This window comes from Cellulomonas fimi ATCC 484 (genome assembly GCF_000212695.1).
Lineage (GTDB): Bacteria > Actinomycetota > Actinomycetes > Actinomycetales > Cellulomonadaceae > Cellulomonas > Cellulomonas fimi.
The window spans coordinates 1,558,923-1,577,758 of record NC_015514.1 but is presented as its reverse complement, the minus strand read 5'-3'; the positions used below and the strand labels follow the sequence as shown (position 1 = coordinate 1,577,758).

16 protein-coding genes are annotated in these 18,836 nt (G+C 74.0%); 7 read left to right on the top strand and 9 right to left on the bottom strand.

Features of this window, described 5'->3' with window-relative positions; translation table 11 throughout:
• Positions 1-41 precede the first annotated feature (41 nt).
• Positions 42-428, top strand: coding sequence for a YbjQ family protein (locus CELF_RS07290; protein WP_013770608.1), 387 nt, complete (start codon positions 42-44; stop codon positions 426-428).
• Positions 429-511: 83 nt separating this feature from the next.
• Here CELF_RS07290 and CELF_RS07285 read toward each other — a convergent pair whose 3' ends face one another.
• From CELF_RS07285 to CELF_RS07260, 6 genes are all read right to left on the bottom strand, one after another.
• Complete coding sequence (locus CELF_RS07285; protein WP_013770607.1) at positions 512-1,273, bottom strand: ABC transporter permease; 762 nt, start codon at positions 1,271-1,273, stop codon at positions 512-514.
• A complete protein-coding gene (locus CELF_RS07280; protein WP_013770606.1) occupies positions 1,270-2,061 on the bottom strand; it encodes an ABC transporter ATP-binding protein in 792 nt (263 codons plus the stop codon). Before CELF_RS07280 ends, CELF_RS07285 begins: the two co-directional genes overlap by 4 nt.
• Positions 2,062-2,100: 39 nt before the next feature.
• Complete coding sequence (locus tag CELF_RS07275) at positions 2,101-2,946, bottom strand: DUF4097 family beta strand repeat-containing protein (protein ID WP_013770605.1); 846 nt, start codon at positions 2,944-2,946, stop codon at positions 2,101-2,103.
• 104 nt (positions 2,947-3,050) lie between these two features.
• Positions 3,051-3,548 (bottom strand): toxin-antitoxin system HicB family antitoxin, encoded by a 498-nt coding sequence (locus tag CELF_RS07270; RefSeq protein ID WP_013770604.1) that lies wholly within the window; start codon positions 3,546-3,548, stop codon positions 3,051-3,053.
• Positions 3,549-3,683: 135 nt separating this feature from the next.
• Positions 3,684-4,469, bottom strand: a complete 786-nt coding sequence (locus CELF_RS07265) for a coenzyme F420-0:L-glutamate ligase (RefSeq protein ID WP_013770603.1) — start codon at positions 4,467-4,469, stop codon at positions 3,684-3,686.
• Positions 4,469-5,440, bottom strand: a complete 972-nt coding sequence (locus CELF_RS07260) for a TIGR03557 family F420-dependent LLM class oxidoreductase (protein WP_041553973.1) — start codon at positions 5,438-5,440, stop codon at positions 4,469-4,471. Before CELF_RS07260 ends, CELF_RS07265 begins: the two co-directional genes overlap by 1 nt.
• A gap of 178 nt (positions 5,441-5,618) precedes the next feature.
• On the opposite strand from CELF_RS07260, the gene valS reads away from it, so the two are divergent.
• Entirely contained in the window at positions 5,619-8,258 is a 2,640-nt protein-coding gene (gene valS, locus CELF_RS07255) for a valine--tRNA ligase (RefSeq protein WP_013770601.1), read from the top strand.
• A 1-nt stretch (position 8,259) separates the two neighbouring features.
• Entirely contained in the window at positions 8,260-10,074 is a 1,815-nt protein-coding gene (locus CELF_RS07250) for an AMP-dependent synthetase/ligase (RefSeq protein WP_013770600.1), read from the top strand.
• Positions 10,075-10,166: 92 nt separating this feature from the next.
• On the opposite strand, the gene CELF_RS07245 is transcribed toward CELF_RS07250, so the two are convergent.
• Complete coding sequence (locus CELF_RS07245; RefSeq protein WP_013770599.1) at positions 10,167-11,366, bottom strand: baeRF2 domain-containing protein; 1,200 nt, start codon at positions 11,364-11,366, stop codon at positions 10,167-10,169.
• A 128-nt stretch (positions 11,367-11,494) separates the two neighbouring features.
• Positions 11,495-11,821, bottom strand: coding sequence for a chorismate mutase (locus CELF_RS07240; protein WP_013770598.1), 327 nt, complete (start codon positions 11,819-11,821; stop codon positions 11,495-11,497).
• Between the two features lie 171 nt (positions 11,822-11,992).
• On the opposite strand from CELF_RS07240, the gene CELF_RS07235 reads away from it, so the two are divergent.
• The 4 genes from CELF_RS07235 (at position 11,993) to CELF_RS07220 (ending at position 17,295) form a co-directional block, all read left to right on the top strand.
• Positions 11,993-12,760 carry an ABC transporter permease gene (locus CELF_RS07235; RefSeq protein WP_169317630.1) on the top strand — a complete coding sequence of 256 codons (768 nt, stop codon included), beginning with the start codon at positions 11,993-11,995 and terminating at the stop codon, positions 12,758-12,760.
• Positions 12,757-13,755, top strand: a complete 999-nt coding sequence (locus tag CELF_RS07230) for an ABC transporter substrate-binding protein (RefSeq protein WP_013770596.1) — start codon at positions 12,757-12,759, stop codon at positions 13,753-13,755. Before CELF_RS07235 ends, CELF_RS07230 begins: the two co-directional genes overlap by 4 nt.
• Positions 13,752-14,513, top strand: coding sequence for an ABC transporter ATP-binding protein (locus CELF_RS07225; RefSeq protein WP_013770595.1), 762 nt, complete (start codon positions 13,752-13,754; stop codon positions 14,511-14,513). Before CELF_RS07230 ends, CELF_RS07225 begins: the two co-directional genes overlap by 4 nt.
• 79 nt (positions 14,514-14,592) lie before the next feature.
• Positions 14,593-17,295: a cation-translocating P-type ATPase gene (locus CELF_RS07220; protein WP_013770594.1), complete on the top strand. Its 2,703-nt coding sequence runs from the start codon at positions 14,593-14,595 to the stop codon at positions 17,293-17,295.
• 27 nt (positions 17,296-17,322) lie between these two features.
• Here CELF_RS07220 and clpX read toward each other — a convergent pair whose 3' ends face one another.
• A complete protein-coding gene (gene clpX, locus CELF_RS07215; RefSeq protein ID WP_013770593.1) occupies positions 17,323-18,600 on the bottom strand; it encodes an ATP-dependent Clp protease ATP-binding subunit ClpX in 1,278 nt (425 codons plus the stop codon).
• Positions 18,601-18,836 lie beyond the last annotated feature (236 nt).

The window sequence follows — 18,836 nt, the reverse complement described above, 5'->3', positions numbered from 1 at the left end:
GGACCCGGGCCGCCGTGCGACCGCCGTGCCACGATGCAGCGGTGATCGTGGTGACGACGAACGAGATCCCCGGCTACCGCATCCAGGCGGTGCTGGGCGAGGTCATGGGCCTGACGGTGCGCTCGACGAACATCGGCGGTGCGTTCACCGCGAGCCTGCGCGCCATCGGCGGCGGCGAGATCCCCGAGTACACGACGATCATGTACGAGAGCCGCCACGAGGTCATGCGGCGCATGGTCGACGAGGCGCGCGAGCGCGGCGCGAACGCGGTCGTGGCGATGCGGTTCGACACGGGCGCGGTCGGCAACTTCAGCGAGGTGTGCGTCTACGGCACCGCCGTGGTCGCCGAGCCGATCCCGGCGGGCGAGGCCGGCGCGACCGGGCAGTCCGCGCAGGTCGCCGCCGCGACGCCGGCGGCCGAGGGCTGACACGCCACGATCCCCGACCGGCGTGCGGTCGAGGATCCTGGCGCCTCAGTCCGGGTTCCGGACGGGGTTCGGGCGGTGCGACATCAGCGCACGCGGCGCCGGTAGGCGGACATCGCGCCGAGGTAGGCGACGACGAGGATGCCCACGCACCAGCCGAGCGCGACCCAGATGTCGTTGCCGACGGGCTCGCCCGCGAACAGGTGCTGGATGGTGTCGACGATCGACGTCACCGGCTGGTGCTCGGCGAACCACTGCACCGGGCCCGGCATCGACTCGGTGGGCACGAAGGCCGAGCTGATGAACGGCAGGAAGATCAGCGGGTAGGAGAAGCCCGCGGCCCCGTCGACGGACTTCGCGGTGAGCCCGGCGATGACGGCGAGCCAGGTGAGAGCCAGCGTGAACAGCGCGAGGATCCCGGCCACCGCGAGCCACGCCCCGACGCCCGCCGAGGTGCGGAAGCCCATCAGGAGCCCGACGACCACGATGATCACGACCGTGATCCCGTTGGCGACGAGCGACGTGAGCACGTGCGCCCACAGCACCGACGACCGGGCGATCGGCATCGAGTGGAACCGCTCGAAGATGCCGCTCTGCATGTCGGTGAACAGCCGGACGGCCGTGTAGGCGATGCCGGACGCGATCGCGATGAGCAGGATCCCGGGCAGCAGGTAGTTGACGTAGTTCGCGGTCCCGCTCTCGATCGCGCCACCGAAGACGTACACGAACAGCAGCAGCAGGGCGATCGGCGTGAGCGCGGTCGTGATGATGGTGTCGGCGCTGCGGCTGATGTGGCGCAGCGACCGGCCCGTGAGGGCGCGGGTGTCGGCGTAGGCGTGGGTGCTCATGACGGGTCCTTCTGGGAGTCGGTGGTGGCGCGGGTCCCGACGAGCGCGAGGAAGATCTCCTCGAGCGTCGGCTGCTTCTCGACGTACTCGACGGTCGCGGGCGGCAGGAGCGCCTTGAGCTCGGCGAGCGTGCCGTTCGCGATGATGCGGCCCTGGTGGAGGATCGCGATGCGGTCGGCGAGCTGCTCGGCCTCCTCGAGGTACTGCGTGGTGAGCAGCACCGTCGTTCCCTGCCGGGCGAGGCCCTGGATGACCTGCCAGACCTCCTGCCGCGCCTCCGGGTCGAGCCCCGTCGTCGGCTCGTCGAGGAACAGCACGGTCGGGTGCCCGACGAGGCTCATCGCGATGTCGAGACGTCGCCGCATGCCGCCGGAGTAGGTCGACACGCGCCGCGACCCGGCGTCGGTGAGGCTGAACCGGGCGAGCAGGTCGTCCGCGATCGCGCCCGGGTCGTCGAGGTGGCGCAGGCGCGCGACCAGGACGAGGTTCTCGCGGCCCGACAGGATCTCGTCGACCGCCGCGAACTGCCCCGTGAGGCTGATCGACTCGCGCACGTCGCGCGGTGCGGTCGTGACGTCGAACCCGTTGACGACGGCGGTGCCGGCGTCGGGAGCGAGCAGCGTCGACAGGATCCGGACCATGGTCGTCTTGCCGGCGCCGTTCGAGCCGAGCAGGGCGAAGATGCTGCCCGGTGCGACGTCGAGGTAGACGCCCCGCAGGACGTGCAGGTCGCCGAACGACTTCTCGACGCCGCGCACGCGGATGGCGGGTTGTGTGCTGGTGCTCATGAGGTGTCGCGTTCCCTTCTCGTGGTGGTGGGTGCCCGCTCAGCGGGCGTGCTGGACCGTGATGTCGCCCGAGCGCGTGCGCGCCCGGACCGCGACGGTGAGCTCGCCCTCGTCGGGCGTGCGCTCGCCGTCGAGCTGGTTGCGGACGCGGCCGTCCTTGGAGGACAGGTCGAGCCACGCGGCGACGCCGGGGCGCACACCGACGGAGACCTGCCCGTAGCCGCTCTCGACCTGGATCGACCCGCTCGACACCTCGCCGAGACGGATCGAGCCGTAGGCGGTCTTCGCGCCGACCGAGCCGAGGGCCCGCTCGATGTCGAGGTCCCCGTACGAGAGCTTGGCCTCGAGGTCGCCCCGGGACTCCTCGACGTGGACCGAGCCGTGCGACGCCTTGACCACGGCGTCGCCGTCGACCGTGCCGAGCCGGACGCGGCCGTGGTCGGCCGTGATCTCGGCGGTGCCCTCGACGTGCTCCACCTCGACCTCGCCGTGCATCGCACGGACCCACAGGTCGCCCGTCGTGCCGAGGTGAACGGCTGAGCTCTTGGCTCGCGTCGCGCCGAGCCGTCCGACGGTGTGCACGGTGCCGACCGAGAGCTCCGCGGTCAGGCGTGACCCGGCCGGCAGCTCGACGGTGACGTCGACGGACTCGGACGGGCCGGGGCCGATCCAGCTCAGGCGGGGCCGGGGGCCGAGGACGGTGAGCCGTCGTCCGTCGAGCGCGACCTTCGTCTCCTCGACGGCTCGGTGGTCGCCGTCCTTCGCGGGGTTCGACGGCGCGAGGGTCACGACCGTGTCGGTCCGGTCGCTCGCGACGACGCGCAGGTCGCCGACCGGGACGTGGACCGCGAGGTCGATGGCCTCGGGGGTGCTGTAGGTGGGCATGCTGACGCCTCCCGTTGTCAGGGTGTGCTCGTCCGACCCCGCGGGTCCGCGGGGCTGGTGGTGCTCGGTGGTTCCCGGTCGTCCCGGGGTGGAGCGGTGCTGGGCTAGCGGGCCCAGCCGGCGAAGCTGTCGCCGGTGCGCAGCGTGCGCTGCGCGGATCGGCGCTGCTTGGGCTGCAGTGCTGCCGCGATCGCGCGGACGAGCCACGCGTTGACGGACAGCCCGTCGGCGGCGGCCGCCTCGTCGACGCGCGCCTTGAGCGCGTCGGGCAGGCGGAGCGTGGTGCGCGAGGTGCTCACGTCGTCGAGGTCGACGGGCGCGGCCGTCGCCGTGCTCGTCTCCTCGACGTCGTTCTCGGACGCGGGCTGGGTCACGACGAATTCGACCTCGCGCCCGCGCAGGCGGACGTCGACCGAGCCGGGGGCGAGGTCACGCGTGATCTCGCCGGCGGCGGCCGACAGCGCGTCGAGCAGCACGAGGCGGGTGGCGGCGTCGAGGCCCGCGGCGAGCCGCTCGGCGACGGCGCGGGTGTCGTCCCCGCCGTGCTCCGCGGCGTCCAGGAGCTGACGCTGGAGGTCGTTCACGTACTGCCCGAGTTCCATAGAACCAGCATGACACCACCGTGGTGTCATCGCAAGCCCTTGTGACACCAATGTGGCGTCGGATGGTGTCAGGCGTGGTGTCGCACGGGGACGACCTGCGTCGGGAGCGGGCGCGCGCGGCGCGCCGGAGCGCGGTCAGTCGCGCTCGAGCGCGTCCTTCCAGCCCTGCGCGTACGCCTCGGCGCTCCCCTGCCGGAACATGTCCTCGTCCCCCGTGCGCACGAGCACACGCGCCCCGGGCCCGTCGTCGTCGGTGACGACGTGCGCGAGGCCCCGCACCACGGCGAGCGGCCGCCCCGACGCCTTGCCCTTGACGAGCTCGCCCGCCGCGGCGATCTCGTCGGCCACCGCGGTCACCGTCATCGTCAGCGGCCGCCCGAAGCTGTCGACCTGCCCGCGCAGGTCGTCCAGCACGGCGACCCCCGCGGCCCCGATCGCGAGGTCGGCCACGCCCTGGCGCCAGGGGCGACCCGCGGTGTCGCTCACGACCACCCCGACGCGCACCCCGAGCGCCGCGGCGACCACCGCCCGCACGCGCCGGGCGGACGCGTCGGGGTCGAGCGGGAGCAGCAGCACGGTCCCGTCGGGCGTGTTGCTCGCGTCCACGCCCGCCGCAGCCATGACCAGCCCCAGCCGGTTCTCCACGATCCGCGTCACCCCGGACGCGTGCTCGCGCGTCGCCACGACGCGGACCGTCTCGTCGGTGATCGCCTGCTCGCGGTCGGCGGCGGCGACCACGCGCCCCTCCGCCTTCGAGACGACCTTGCTCGTGAGCACCAGGACGTCGCCGTCCGCGAGCGCCCGCCCCGGCACGGCGGCCGCGTCGGCGCGCAGCAGCTCGACGAGGAGCGCGGCCAGGTCGTCGCCCGGCCGGACCTCGCCGAGCCCGGCGGGCGCCCAGACCCGCAGCTCGCCGTCCATCACCGCACCAGCTTCGGCAGCACCTGCTCGCCGAAGACCTCGATCCACTCGCGCTGGTTGCGCCCGACGTTGTGCAGGTAGACGCGGTCGAAGCCGAGGTCCACGTACTTCTGGATCTCGGCCCGGTGCACGTCGGGGTCGGACGAGATGACCATGCGGCCCTCGAAGTCCTCGGGCCGCACGAGCTTGGCCATCTGCTCGAAGTCGAACGGCGAGCGGATGTCGGCCTTGGGGAACTTCATGCCGCCGTTGGGCCACTCGTGCATCGCGTTGGCCAGCGCCTCGGAGTCGGTCGGCGCCCACGACAGGTGCAGCTGCAGCACCTTCGGCATGGCCTCGCCGTCGCGGCCGGCCTCGCGCGCCCCCTCGTGGAACTTGCCGAACAGCCCGCTGATCTTCTCCAGCGGCGCGCCGACCGTGATGAGCCCGTCCGCGTGCTTGCCCGCGCGCTTCGCCGTCACGGGACCGGCGGTCGCGACGAGGATCTCGGGCGCCTCCTCCGGCATGGTCCACAGCCGCGTGGACTCGAGCTTGTAGAACTGCCCGGCGTGCTTGACGTCGCGCCCCGCGAGCGACGCGGTGAACAGCTTCTTGATGATGTCGATGGCCTCGAACATGCGGTTGATGCGCTCCGGCGCCTCGGGCCAGTACTCGGCGATGATGTGCTCGTTGAGCGCCTCGCCGGACCCGAGCCCGAGCCAGTGCCGCCCGGGGTACATCGCGGCGAGCGTCGCCGACGCCTGCGCGACCATCGCGGGGTGCCAGCGGAACGTCGGGGCGGTCACGCCGGGCCCGAAGTCGCCGCGCGTGCGCTCGCCGATCGCGGTGAGCACGTTCCAGACGAAGGACGACTGCCCCTGCGCCGGCACCCACGGCTGGAAGTGGTCCGCCGCCATGACGCCCGAGAAGCCGTGCTCCTCGGCGTACGCGGACAGGGCCACGGCCTCCGTCGGGTGGAACTGCTCCAGCATCGCCGCGTAGCCGACCGTCAGACCGTTCGCCGTCACACTCACCCGCGTGCTCTCCCTCGTCGGTGCCGGGCACGCCACCCCGTGCGGGTGGGCCCTCGGCGACACTAACCCCGCCATGTGTCGGGCGTGTTCCCGACGGGCACGGTCCGACCCCGCGGATCTGGGAGGATGTGTGCCCATGAGCGACCTGAACCCGACCGCCCCCTCGACGACCCCTGGCAGCACGGGCACGCGGGCGGTACCGGACAAGGTCTCGCTCGACGGGCTCGAGCAGCGCTGGGACGCCGCGTGGACGCAGCAGGGCCTGTACGCGTTCGACCGGTCGCGCACGCGCGAGGAGATCTACTCGATCGACACCCCGCCGCCCACGGTGTCGGGCTCGCTGCACGTGGGCCACGTGTTCTCCTACACGCACACCGACGTCGTCGCGCGCTTCCGCCGCATGCGCGGGCGCGAGGTCTTCTACCCGATGGGCTGGGACGACAACGGCCTGCCCACCGAGCGCCGCGTGCAGAACTACTACGGCGTGCGCTGCGACCCGTCGCTCCCCTACGACCCGGACTTCGTCCCGCCGCACGAGGGCACGGACGGCAAGCCGGTCAAGCCCGCCGACCAGGTGCCCGTGAGCCGCCGCAACTTCGTCGAGCTGTGCGAGCGCCTGACGGCCGACGACGAGCGCCAGTTCGAGGCGCTGTGGCGCCACCTGGGCCTGTCGGTCGACTGGTCGATGACGTACCAGACGGTGTCCGCCGAGGCGCGCGCCGTCGCGCAGCAGGCGTTCCTGCGCAACCTCGCGCGCGGCGAGGCGTACCAGGCCGAGGCCCCGGGCCTGTGGGACGTGACGTTCCAGACGGCCGTCGCGCAGGCCGAGCTCGAGGCCCGCGACTACCCGGGCGCGTTCCACCGCGTGGCCTTCCACCGGGATGGGAGCGAGCCCGTCCACATCGAGACGACGCGCCCCGAGCTGCTGCCCGCGTGCGTCGCGCTCATCGCGCACCCCGACGACGAGCGCTACCAGCACCTGTTCGGCACGACGGTCACCTCGCCCCTGTTCGGCGTCGAGCTGCCGGTGCTCGCGCACCCCGCCGCCGAGCCCGACAAGGGCGCCGGCATCGCGATGTGCTGCACGTTCGGCGACCTGACCGACGTGCAGTGGTGGCGCGAGCTGCAGCTGCCGACCCGCTCGGTCGTGGGCCGCGACGGTCGCCTCGTGCGTGAGACGCCGGAGTGGATCACCACCGAGGCGGGGCAGGCGGCGTTCGCCGAGCTCGCCGGCAAGACGACCTTCTCCGCACGTGAGGCGGTCGTGGCCGGGCTGCGGGCATCGGGCGACCTCGACGGCGAGCCGGTCAAGACGCAGCGCAAGGCGAACTTCTACGAGAAGGGCGACAAGCCCCTCGAGATCGTCACGAGCCGCCAGTGGTACATCCGCAACGGCGGCCGCGACGCGGAGCTGCGCGACGCGCTGCTCGCACGCGGTGCCGAGCTCGGCTTCCACCCCGAGTTCATGCGCGTCCGCTACGAGAACTGGGTCGGCGGCCTCAACGGCGACTGGCTCATCTCGCGGCAGCGCTTCTTCGGCGTGCCGTTCCCCGTCTGGTACCGCCTCGACGAGAACGGCGAGCCCGACCACGGTGCGCCGCTGCTGCCGTCCGAGGACCAGCTCCCCGTCGACCCCTCGTCCGACGTGCCCGCGGGCTACACGGCCGACCAGCGCGGCGTGCCCGGCGGCTTCGTCGGCGACCCGGACGTCATGGACACCTGGGCGACGAGCTCGCTGACGCCGCAGATCGTCGGCGGCTGGCGCACGGACCCCGACCTGTTCGCGCGCGTGTTCCCCATGGACCTGCGCCCGCAGGGGCAGGACATCATCCGCACCTGGCTGTTCTCGACCGTGGTCCGCTCGCACCTCGAGCACGGCAGCCTGCCGTGGTCCGACGCGGCGATCAGCGGCTGGATCCTCGACCCCGACCGCAAGAAGATGTCGAAGTCCAAGGGCAACGTCGTCACGCCCATGGGCCTGCTCGAGGAGCACGGCTCCGACGCGGTCCGCTACTGGGCGGCGTCCGCACGCCTCGGCACCGACGCCGCGTTCGAGGTCGGCCAGATGAAGATCGGCCGCCGCCTGGCGATCAAGATCCTCAACGCCTCGAAGTTCGCGCTGTCGTTCGGCACCGCCGACCTCGACCCCGCGCTCGTCACGGTCGACCTCGACCGCGCGATGCTCGCGGGCCTGGCGGACGTCGTCGAGAAGGCCACCGCGGCGCTCGACGCGTACGACCACACGCGCGCCCTGGAGCTGTCGGAGACGTTCTTCTGGACGTTCTGCGACGACTACCTCGAGCTCGTCAAGGACCGCGCGTACGGCGCCGGCGCCGAGCAGGTGTCCGCCGAGACCGCGTCGGCCCGCGCCGCGCTCGGGCTCGCGCTCGACGTCATGCTCCGGCTGTTCGCGCCCGTGCTGCCGTTCGCGACCGAAGAGGTCTGGTCGTGGTGGCGCGAGGGCTCGGTGCACCGCGCGCCGTGGCCCGACGCCGCACCGCTGCGCGCTGCCGCGGGTGACGCCGACCCGGGCGTCGTCGCCGCCGCCGGTGCCGCGCTCGCGGCGCTGCGCAAGGTGAAGTCCGAGGCGAAGGTGTCGATGCGGACCGAGATCAGCGCGGTCGCGCTCGCGGTGCCCGCCGCGCTGCGCGCCGGTGTCGACGTCGCGCTGGACGACGTGCGGGCCGCCGGGCGCGTCGTCGGGACGCTCGAGCTGGTCGACGCCGACGGCGAGCAGGTCGTCGCGCGCGACGCCGCGCTCGTGCAGGCGGTCTGACGTGCGCGAGTTCGACTCCCCCACCGACGTCCAGGTCGACGAGCGCGCCAACATCCCCGGCCTGCTCGCCCAGCGGCTGGCACGCGACCCCGACGGCGTCCTCGCCGAGCGCCCGACAGGGCCGGACGGCGCCTGGGTGCCCGTGACCGTCGCCGCGTTCGCCGCCGAGGTCCGGGCGGTCGCCAAGGGCCTCGTCGCCCGCGGCGTCGAGCCGGGCGACCGCGTGGCCCTCATGTCGCGCACGCGCTACGAGTGGACGCTCGTCGACTTCGCGATCTGGACCGCGGGCGCCGTGGGCGTGCCGGTCTACGAGACGTCGTCGCCCGAGCAGGTCCGCTGGATCGCCGCGGACACCGGCGCCAAGGTCGCGGTCGTCGAGACGCCCGCGCACGCGCAGGTCGTCGGCCAGGTGCGGGACGACCTTCCCGGTCTCGCGCACGTCGTCGTCATCGACGACGGCGGTCTGGACGCGCTCGTCGCCGACGGTGCCGCGGTGCCGGACGAGGAGATCGACCGGCGGGCAGCCCTCGCGGGCCGCGACGACCTCGCGACGGTGATCTACACGTCGGGCACGACGGGACGGCCCAAGGGCGTCGAGCTCACGCACGGCACCTTCGTCGTGCACACGCTCAACGGCGTCGCCGGTCTCGCGGAGGTCTGCGCCGAGCCGCACTCGCGCACGCTGCTGTTCATGCCGCTCGCGCACGTGTTCGCCCGGTACATCGAGGTGCTCTGCATCCCCTCGGGTGCCGTGCTCGGTCACACCCCGGACACGCGCAACCTGCTGCGGGACCTGGCGGCGTTCCAGCCGACGTTCGTGCTCGCGGTGCCGCGCGTCTTCGAGAAGGTCTACAACTCCGCCGAGCAGAAGGCCGGCGGCGGCACGAAGCTGCGCCTGTTCCGCTGGGCCGCCAAGGTCGCGATCACCTACTCGCGTGCGCTCGACACCCCGTCGGGCCCGTCGGCCGCGCTCACCGCGCAGCACCGGCTCGCGGGACGCCTCGTGCACCGGCGCCTGCGCGACGCCCTGGGCGGTCGCGCCGAGTGGGCGATCTCGGGCGGGGCGCCGCTCGGCGAGCGGCTCGGGCACTTCTACCGCGGCATCGGCGTGCGGGTGCTCGAGGGTTACGGCCTCACCGAGACGACCGCGCCGACGACCGTCAACCGCCCAGGCCTGACGAAGGTCGGGTCCGTCGGCCCGGCGTTCCCCGGCACCGCGGTGCGCGTCGACGACGAGGGCGGCATCTGGGTGTCGGGCCCGCACGTGTTCCGCGGCTACCGGCACGACGCCGAGGCCACCGCGCACGCGCTCGTCGACGGGTGGTTCCGCACGGGTGACCTGGGCACGCTCGACGACGACGGCTACCTGCGCATCACCGGTCGCACCAAGGAGATCATCGTCACCGCGGGCGGCAAGAACGTCGCCCCCGCGGTGCTCGAGGACCGGCTGCGCGGCCACCCGATCGTCAGCCAGGTGGTCGTCGTCGGCGACCAGCGCCCGTTCATCGGCGCGCTCGTCACGCTCGACGAGGAGATGCTGCCCGGCTGGCTGTCCAACCACGGGATGCCGGCCATGGACGCCGTCACGGCCGGGACCGACCCGCGCGTGCTCGAGGCGCTCGACCGGGCGGTCGAGCGCGCCAACGAGGCCGTCTCGCGTGCCGAGTCGATCCGCAAGATCCGCGTCCTGCCGACCGACCTCACCGAGGCGAACGGCTACCTCACGCCCTCGCTCAAGGTGAAGCGCGCTCTCGTGCTCAAGGACTTCGCCGCGGACATCGACGCGCTGTACGTGGACACCCGCGGCGACGGCTGACGCGCCGCCTTCCCCGCGGCCGACGAGCACACCCGCAGCACACCGCGCGGCGACGACCGGACGGCTGTCGCCGCGCGGCGGCGGGCCTCGCGTCAGACCACGTTGCGCAGGCGGCGCTGGTCGGCGGACTGCGTCGGCACCGACTCGCTCGGCGTCGAGCCGTCCGACCAGCGCAGCACGGCGCCGATCCCGTCGACGAGCTCGACGCTGCCGTCCTCGGCGAACGTCACCCCCGCGTCCTGACCGAGCGCCGCCCGCACCAGCGCGACGCCCGCGGGCAGCCGACGCCGCGCGTCCTCGCCCACGCCCAGCGCGTCGAGGTCGGCGCCGCTCGTGCCGACCTGCAGCGGCTCGGGCCCGACCCACAGCTCGGTGTCGGCGAGGCCGGACGCGAGCGTCGACTCGTGCAGCACGAGCTCGTCGACCTGGCCGCGGCGCAGCACGTCGATCACGTCGTCCATCGCCGTGACCGTGCCGCCGCCGCGACCCTGCCCCTCGCGAAACCGGGCGAGCACCGCCTCGCGCCGCCGGTTGCGGAACGCGTCCAGGGCGTCGGCGACCTTCGCGCCGAAGGCGTCCCGCTTCACGCCCTCGCCGCGCGCCCCGCCCGGCACCTCGACGAGGACCTCCCGCACGTGCTGGTCGACCTCGTCGCGCACCAACCCCACGGCCCGCACGTCACCGGTGAGGATCACCAGGTCCGGCGCACGCTCGGCGACCCGGCGGGCGAGCGTCGCGGCGACCGCCTCCGCGTTGCGCTCCCACGAGTCCTCGGCGCGCGTCTGCGTCCGGCGGGACAGCGCGCCCTCCTTGACCTTGTGCACGTCGTCGTGGCCGCCCTCGACGTGCTCGACGTCGCTCCCGTCGCCCGTGCGGCCGGCGTCGCCCGTGTGCCACGTGAGGTCCGCGCCGTTGCGGTCCACCTCGACGAGCACGTAGTCGACGGTCTCCTCCGCGGCCCGCACGGCGGGGAGCAGCGCGGGGGCAGGCCCGAACACGGCGAGCGGCTGGGCGGGCGGCTCGGACAGCACGCGGTCGACGCGGACCCCCTCGGCGTCGGCGACGACGACCCGGCCGTGCGGCCCCTTCACGCCCGTCGGCACGGCGACGAGCTCGCCGATCTCGTCCAGCACGGCCGCGGGCGCTCCCTCGCGCTCGAGCGAACGGCGCACGGCCCTCCACCGGTCGGCCGCCTCGGCCTCCCCTGCGACGTCGGCGCGTGTCACGTCCAGGTAGACGGTCGTGAACGGCGCCGGGCGCCCGAGCAGGGGCTTCAGCCAGTGCAGATCCATGCAGCACCTCGTGAGTGGGTCGACGGTCCCCGGCGGGGCGCGCGGCACGTGCAGCGCCCGCGCTGCCTGCCGGAGCTGACCCCTCCTACCCTCGTCCGGATGCGGTCGGCCCGCCACCCCGGGGCGGGTCAGACCTGCTGCGCGCGCTCCGCCGCGTGGTCCTGCGCGATCGCCTCGTGGTGGCGGATGACCTCCTCGACGATGAACGCGAGGAACTTCTCCGCGAACACCGGGTCGAGGTCTGCCTGGTGCGCGAGGTCCCGCAGGCGCGCGACCTGCTGCTCCTCGCGGCCCGGGTCCGACGGGGGCAGGCCGTGCTCGGCCTTGAGGACGCCGACCTGCTGCGTCGCCTTGAACCGCTCGGCGAGCAGGTAGACGAGCGCCGCGTCGATGTTGTCGATGCTGTGGCGCAGCCGCGCCAGGTCGCTCGGGATCGGGCTCGGCAGGTCGCTCACGTCGGCGATCCTAGGCGCACCTCCCGGGCGCCCGTCGCCGGGTCCGCTGCCGCGCCCAGCACCTGGGACGACTCCCGGTCCGGGTGCGGCGGGTCGCTACGGTCGCGCCACCGACCGGAGCAGGGGGACGCGATGGGTGGGGCGGCGCTGACGCGCGCGCGGGAGCTTCTCGTGCCGTGGCTCGGGGTGGTCGTGGTGCTGGCCGTGTGGTCGCTGGCCGCGGGTGCCGGTGCACGTGGGCTCCCCGCGCCGTGGGCCGTCGCGGCGGCCGGTGCCGACCTCGTCGTCGCGGGCACCCTCGGTCCCGCTCTCGGTGTCAGCCTCGTCCGGTTCGCGGTCGGTGCCGGGGTCGGGGTGCTCGCCGGGCTGGTGCTCGGCCTGGCGGCCGGCACGTGGCGGCTCGTCGACGTGCTCGTCGACCGGCCCGTGCAGATGCTCCGCGCCGTCCCGCTCACCGCGCTCGTCCCGCTCGCGGTCGTGTGGTTCGGCGTCGGCGAGACGGCGAAGGTCGTCCTCGTCGCGGTCGGGGCCGCCGTCCCGGTGTACGTCGCGACGTGCGCGGCGGTCCGCGAGGTCGACCCGTTCCTCGTCGACGCCGCCCGCACCTGCGGCCTGTCACGCCGCTCGGTGGCGGTGCACGTGCTGCTGCCCGGGGCCGTCCCGGGGGCCCTCGTCGGCGTCCGGTACGGGCTCGGCGTGGGCTGGGTCGCGCTCGTCGTCGCGGAGACGACCGGGGCCGAGGGCGTCGGCGCGCTGCTCACCGCCGCCCGCGAGTACGCGCGCGTCGACGTGATGCTCGTCTGCGTCGCCCTCTACGCGGTGCTCGGCGCGGCGACCGACGCGGGCGTGCGCGCCCTCGACCTCCGCCTCCAGCCGTGGCGCGCCCGCCCACGGCTCCCGCGCCGGAGCCTCCGGCCCGTCGATCGGAGCCCGCTGTGAACCGACCCGCCCTCGTCGCCACCCTCGTCGCCGCGACCGTGCTCGCCGCCTGCGCACCCGCGACCTCCGGCGGCAGCGCCGGTCCCGGCACCGCCGCGAACGGCGAGGCGGTGACCGTACGGGTCGCCGAGCTGTCGACGGCCAACGCCCTCACGCTGGGCCGCGCGTCCGGGCACGTCGACGACGCGCTGGGGTCGGCCGGTGCGCGGGCCGAGTGGCTCGGGCCGTTCACGGTGCCGCCCGTGGCCTACGAGGCGCTGCTCGCGGGCCGGGCCGACGCGGGCTCGACGGGCGCGTCGCGGCTCGTGACGTGGGCCGCGGACGACCAGGACCTCGTCGCGTTCGCGCTGGAGACGTACTCGGGCGACAGCCAGGGCGTCGTGGCGGCACCCGGCGTGCCCGCGGCCGGCGTGGCGGACCTGCGCGGGCGGACGGTCGCGGTCGGTCCGGCACCGGGCGGCACCGGCGACTACGTCCTGGCGCTGGCGCTCGCCGACGCCGGGCTCACGGGCGACGACGTCGAGAAGGTGTACCTGCCGGACTCCGACGCCGCCGCCGCGTTCGCCGCCGGCTCGATCGATGCGTGGTCCACCTACGACCAGTTCTTCGCGACGGCGAGCAGCACGCGGGGCGCGGTGGTGCTCGCCCGCGGCGACGCGATGGGGTCGCACAACGCCTCGGTGCACGTCGTGCGGCGCGCGTTCGCGCAGGAGCATCCCGACGCGGTGCGCGCGCTCTACGACGGGCTGGTCGCGCAGGCCTCCGCGGTCGCGGACGACCCGGCGCAGGTCGCCGATCTCTACGCGGCGGCGGGTGCACCGGACGAGGCGGTCGCGGTCATCCGCACCTTCGACGTCCCCGCGATCGTGCCCGTCGACGACGCGGGCGTGGCGCGCCTGCAGGCCCTGGCCCGCGACTACGCCGAGCTCGGCTTCGTCGCCGCCGAGCCCGACATGGCGCGCGTCTCCCTCGACGTCACCGCGTCCCGCCCGTGACGGGCACGCCGGGACAGGCGACCGTCGCGGGCGCGGGCGTCCGCGCCGACGGCGTGCGCGTGCGCTACGGCGACCGCACCGTCCTCGACGGCGTCGACCTGACGGTCGGACGCGGCGAGCTCGTGGCGCTCGTGGGTCGCTCGGGGTCGGGCAAGTCGACGCTGCTGCGGGTCCTCGCCGGGCTCGAGGAGCCGGCCGCGGGGCGGGTCACCCTCGCCGGGGCGGCCGGCGTCGCGTTCCAGGAGCACCGGCTGCTGCCGTGGCGTCGGGTCGCCGCGAACGTCGGTCTCGGGCTGCCGCGCGCGGGCCGGACGGGCGCCGTCCGCGACGCGCTCGCGGCCGTGGGCCTGGCGGACCGCGCCGACGCCTGGCCGACGCACCTGTCGGGCGGGCAGGCGCAGCGGGTGGCGCTCGCGCGGGCGCTCGTGCGCCGGCCGCCCGTGCTGCTGCTCGACGAGCCCTTCGGCGCGCTCGACGCCCTGACGCGGCGCCACTCCCAGGACCTGCTGGTACGCCTGCACGCCCGGCACGGCTGCGCGACGCTCCTCGTGACGCACGACCCCGCGGAGGCGGTGCGGCTCGCGGGGCGTGTGCTCGTGCTCGACGCGGGTCGGGTCGTGGCGGAGGTCGCCGCGGACGGGCGGGACGCCCACGCGCGGGTGCTCGACCTGCTCGGCGTGCACCCGCCCGCCGCGATACCGGGCGGGGCCGCCCACGGGTCCGGCGGCCCCGGACGCGTGCCGGCCGGGCCGTACTGACCCTGCCTGGGGGCGGCGCGCGAGGGGCACGTCGTGCCACGATGCGAGGCAACGGACACCCGATGACCGAGGTGACGACATGAGCCTGGCGTCCACCGTCCTCGACCTGAACCCGTACGCCCAGCCGCCCGACGCGGTGCTCACCGCGCTCGACGTCGACGCGAGCGGCCTGAGCGGTGCCGACGCGGCCCGCCGCCTCGACGAGGTCGGGCCCAACCGGCTCCCGGAGCCGCCCCGTGCGTCGGCCGTCGTCCGGTTCCTGCGGCACTTCGACGACGTCCTCATCTACATCCTGCTCGCCGCGGCGGTGCTCAAGGCGTTCCTCGGCGACTGGGTCGACTTCACCGTCATCCTCGTGGTCGCGGTCGCGAACGCGGTCGTCGGCTTCCTGCAGGAGGGGCAGGCCGAGCGCGCGCTGGACGGCATCCGCACGATGCTCTCGCTCGAGGCCACCGCGCTGCGCGACGGGCACTGGACGTCCGTCGACGCGGACCTGCTCGTGCCCGGGGACGTCGTCCGGGTGCGCTCCGGCGACAAGGTCCCGGCTGACGCGCGGCTGCTCGACGCGACGAACCTCCAGGTCGAGGAGGCGGCGCTGACGGGCGAGTCGGTCCCCTCGGCCAAGGACGTGGCGCCCGTCGGCTCGGACGCGGGCGTGGGCGACCGGTCGAGCATGCTGTTCTCCGGCACCATCGTCGCCGCCGGGACGGGGATCGCGGTGGTGACCGCGACGGGCGGCGGCACCGAGATCGGCCGCATCCAGGCGCTCGTCGCGGAGGTCGACCACCTCGACACGCCGCTCAAGCAGCAGCTCGACCGCCTCGGCACCCTGCTCTCGCGCGGGATCCTCGCGATGGCGGCGCTGATGCTCGTCATCGGCCGCGTGATCCACGACTGGGACCCGCCCGAGCTCATCTCCGCCGCGATCGGCTTCGCCGTCGCCGCCGTGCCCGAGGGGCTGCCCGCGCTCGTCACGATCACCCTCGCGCTGGGCGTGCAGCAGATGGCGCGGCGCAACGCCATCACCCGCAAGCTGCCCGCGGTCGAGGCGCTGGGCTCGGTGACGACGATCTGCTCCGACAAGACCGGCACGCTGACGAAGAACGAGATGACGGCCCGCACCGTCGTCACCGCGGTGCGGACCTACGGGGTGGAGGGCCTGGGCTACGAGCCCGCGGGCCGCGTCACGTCCGACGGGGCCGACGCGCCGCTCGACGCGCACGACGACCTCGCGGCGCTCGTCCGGGCCGCGGCGCTGTGCAACGACGCCCGCGTGGTGGCGGACGAGGCCGGGCACTGGCGGGTCGTCGGGCAGCCCACCGAGGGGGCGCTCACGACGCTCGCGCTCAAGGCGGGGGGCAGCACCGACGGTGCGCAGCGCCTCGCGGCCGTCCCGTTCGAGTCGGCGAACAAGTTCTCCGCGACGCTCGACCGGCTGCCCGACGGCGAGGTGCGCGTGCACGTCCTCGGCGCCCCGGACCGGCTGCTCGACCGCGCGACGACGCAGCGCGGGCACGCCGGGACGTCCGAACGGCTCGACAGGGCCCGCTGGGAGGCCGCCGTCGACGAGCTCGGCGCGCAGGGCCTGCGGGTGCTCGCCGCGGCGACCCGTCCCGCCGGGTCCTCCCGCCCGACGCTCGAGGTCGAGGACCTCGACGGTCTCGAGATGCTCGGTGTCGTCGGCATCGTCGACCCGCCCCGCCCCGAGGCGGTCGCGGCGATCGCCGAGTGCCACCGCGCCGGCATCGCGGTCAAGATGATCACCGGGGACCACGTCGGCACGGCCGTCGCCATCGCGCGCGAGCTGGGCATCGTCGCGCCCGGTGAGCAGGTCGAGGCGCTCACGGGCGCCGACCTCGAGGCCATGACGCAGGAGGAGCTGCGCACACGCGTGCAGGACGTCGACGTGTACGCCCGCACGAGCCCGGAGCACAAGATCCGCATCGTGCGCGCGCTGCAGTCGCACCGCGAGGTCGTCGCCATGACCGGTGACGGCGTCAACGACGCCCCCGCCCTGACCCGCGCGGACGTCGGGATCGCGATGGGGATCAAGGGCACCGAGGCCACGAAGGACGCGGCAGAGATCGTCCTGGCCGACGACAACTTCGCGACCATCGAGCGGGCCGTCGAGGAGGGGCGGCGGATCTACGACAACATCCGCAAGTCCGTGGTGTTCCTGCTGCCGACCAACGGCGCGCAGTCGCTCGTCATCCTCGTCGCGGTGCTGTTCGGCCTGGCGCTGCCCCTGTCCCCCGTGCAGATCCTGTGGGTCAACCTCGTCACCGCGGTCACGCTGTCGCTCGCGCTCGCCTACGAGCCGGCCGAGCCCGGGATCATGGACCGCCCACCGCGCTCACCGTCGGAGTCCGTGCTGTCGGGGCGCTCGCTCGTGCTCGTCGTGTGGGCGTCGCTGCTCATCGGCGGGGCGACGCTCGGCGTCTACCTGCTGGAGAAGCAGCTCGGCGCGGGTGACGGCGTCGCGCAGACGAGCGCCGTCACGACGCTCGTGCTCGGGCAGGTCGCGTTCCTGTTCTCGTGCCGCTTCCTGCACCGGTCGAGCCTGACCCCGCGCGTCCTGGTCGGGAACCGCGTCGTGTGGCTCGCGGTCGGCGTCCTGCTGCTCCTGCAGCTCGTGTTCGCCTACGCGCCGTTCATGCACGACTGGTTCGAGTCCGCGCCGATCGGACCGCGCGACTGGGCCCTGTCCGCCGCGACGGCCGTGGTGGTCCTGCTCGTCGTCGAGGCGGTCAAGGCCGTGGGACGGCGGCGCCGCCCGCGCTGAGGTGGGACGGCGGCCGGCAGCGTCGGGTCAGGCGCTCTTCTCGCGCGGCGTGCGCTTGTCCCGCGGCGTCTCGCGCGGCACCAGGGTCGGGTTGACGTTCTCCAGCACGACGTCCTGCGTGATCACGACGCGCGCGACGTCGTCGCGGCTCGGCACCTCGAACATCACCTGCTGGAGGACCTCCTCCATGATCGCCCGCAGACCGCGCGCACCGGTCCCGCGCAGGAGCGCCTGGTCGGCGATCGCCGCGACGGCCTCGTCCTCGAACTCCAGCTCGACGCCGTCGATCTGGAACATGCGCTGGTACTGCTTGACGAGCGCGTTGCGCGGCTCGGTGAGGATCCGGACGAGCGCGCTCTGGTCGAGCCGCGACACCGCGGCGACGACGGGCAGGCGCCCGATGAACTCCGGGATCAGGCCGTACTTCTGCAGGTCCTCGGGGCGGACCTCGGAGAACAGGTCGCCCTCGTCGTGCGACTCGAGCAGCGGGGCGCCGAAGCCGACGACGCGCTTGCGGGCGCGCGCGGCGATGATGTCGTCCAGGCCCGAGAACGCACCGGCCACGATGAACAGCACGTTCGTCGTGTCGATCTGGATGAACTCCTGGTGCGGGTGCTTGCGGCCGCCCTGCGGCGGGACCGACGCGGTCGTGCCCTCGATGATCTTGAGCAGCGCCTGCTGCACGCCCTCGCCCGAGACGTCGCGCGTGATCGACGGGTTCTCGCTCTTGCGGGCGATCTTGTCGATCTCGTCGATGTAGATGATCCCCTGCTCGGCCTTCTTGACGTCGTAGTCGGCGGCCTGGATGAGCTTGAGGAGGATGTTCTCGACGTCCTCGCCGACGTAGCCGGCCTCCGTCAGCGCGGTCGCGTCGGCGATCGCGAACGGGACGTTGAGCATCCGGGCCAGCGTCTGCGCGAGGTACGTCTTGCCGGTGCCCGTCGGGCCGACCAGCAGGATGTTCGACTTCGCGATCTCGACGTGGTCGTCGGAGCCGCGGCCCAGCTCACCGGCCTGGACGCGCTTGTAGTGGTTGTACACGGAGACGGACAGCGCCCGCTTCGCGGACTCCTGGCCGATGATGTACTGCTCGAGGAAGTCGAAGATCTCCTTCGGCTTCGGGAGCTCGACCATGCCCACCTCGGTGGCCTCGGCGAGCTCCTCCTCGATGATCTCGTTGCACAGCTCGATGCACTCGTCGCAGATGTAGACGCCGGGGCCCGCGATGAGCTTCTTGACCTGCTTCTGGGACTTCCCGCAGAACGAGCACTTGAGGAGATCGGCTCCGTCCCCGATACGAGCCACGTGTGTCCCCTTCCTCCGTGTCCGCCCTCCGCCCGTCGGGCGGTGCGTCGTCCCCGTCACCGCCGCGGCGGTGACGTCCCCCCATTGCACACCACGGCGGGCCCGATGTCAGCCGAACCTCGCCGTGGCGCGCGGCGTGTCCCTCGGACGGTCGTCCGGAATGCCCGACCTCCAGGACCTGCGTCCCGCACCCCGGGACGCCGCCGGGCCGGTGGGCCGCGGCGGCGTCCGCAGGT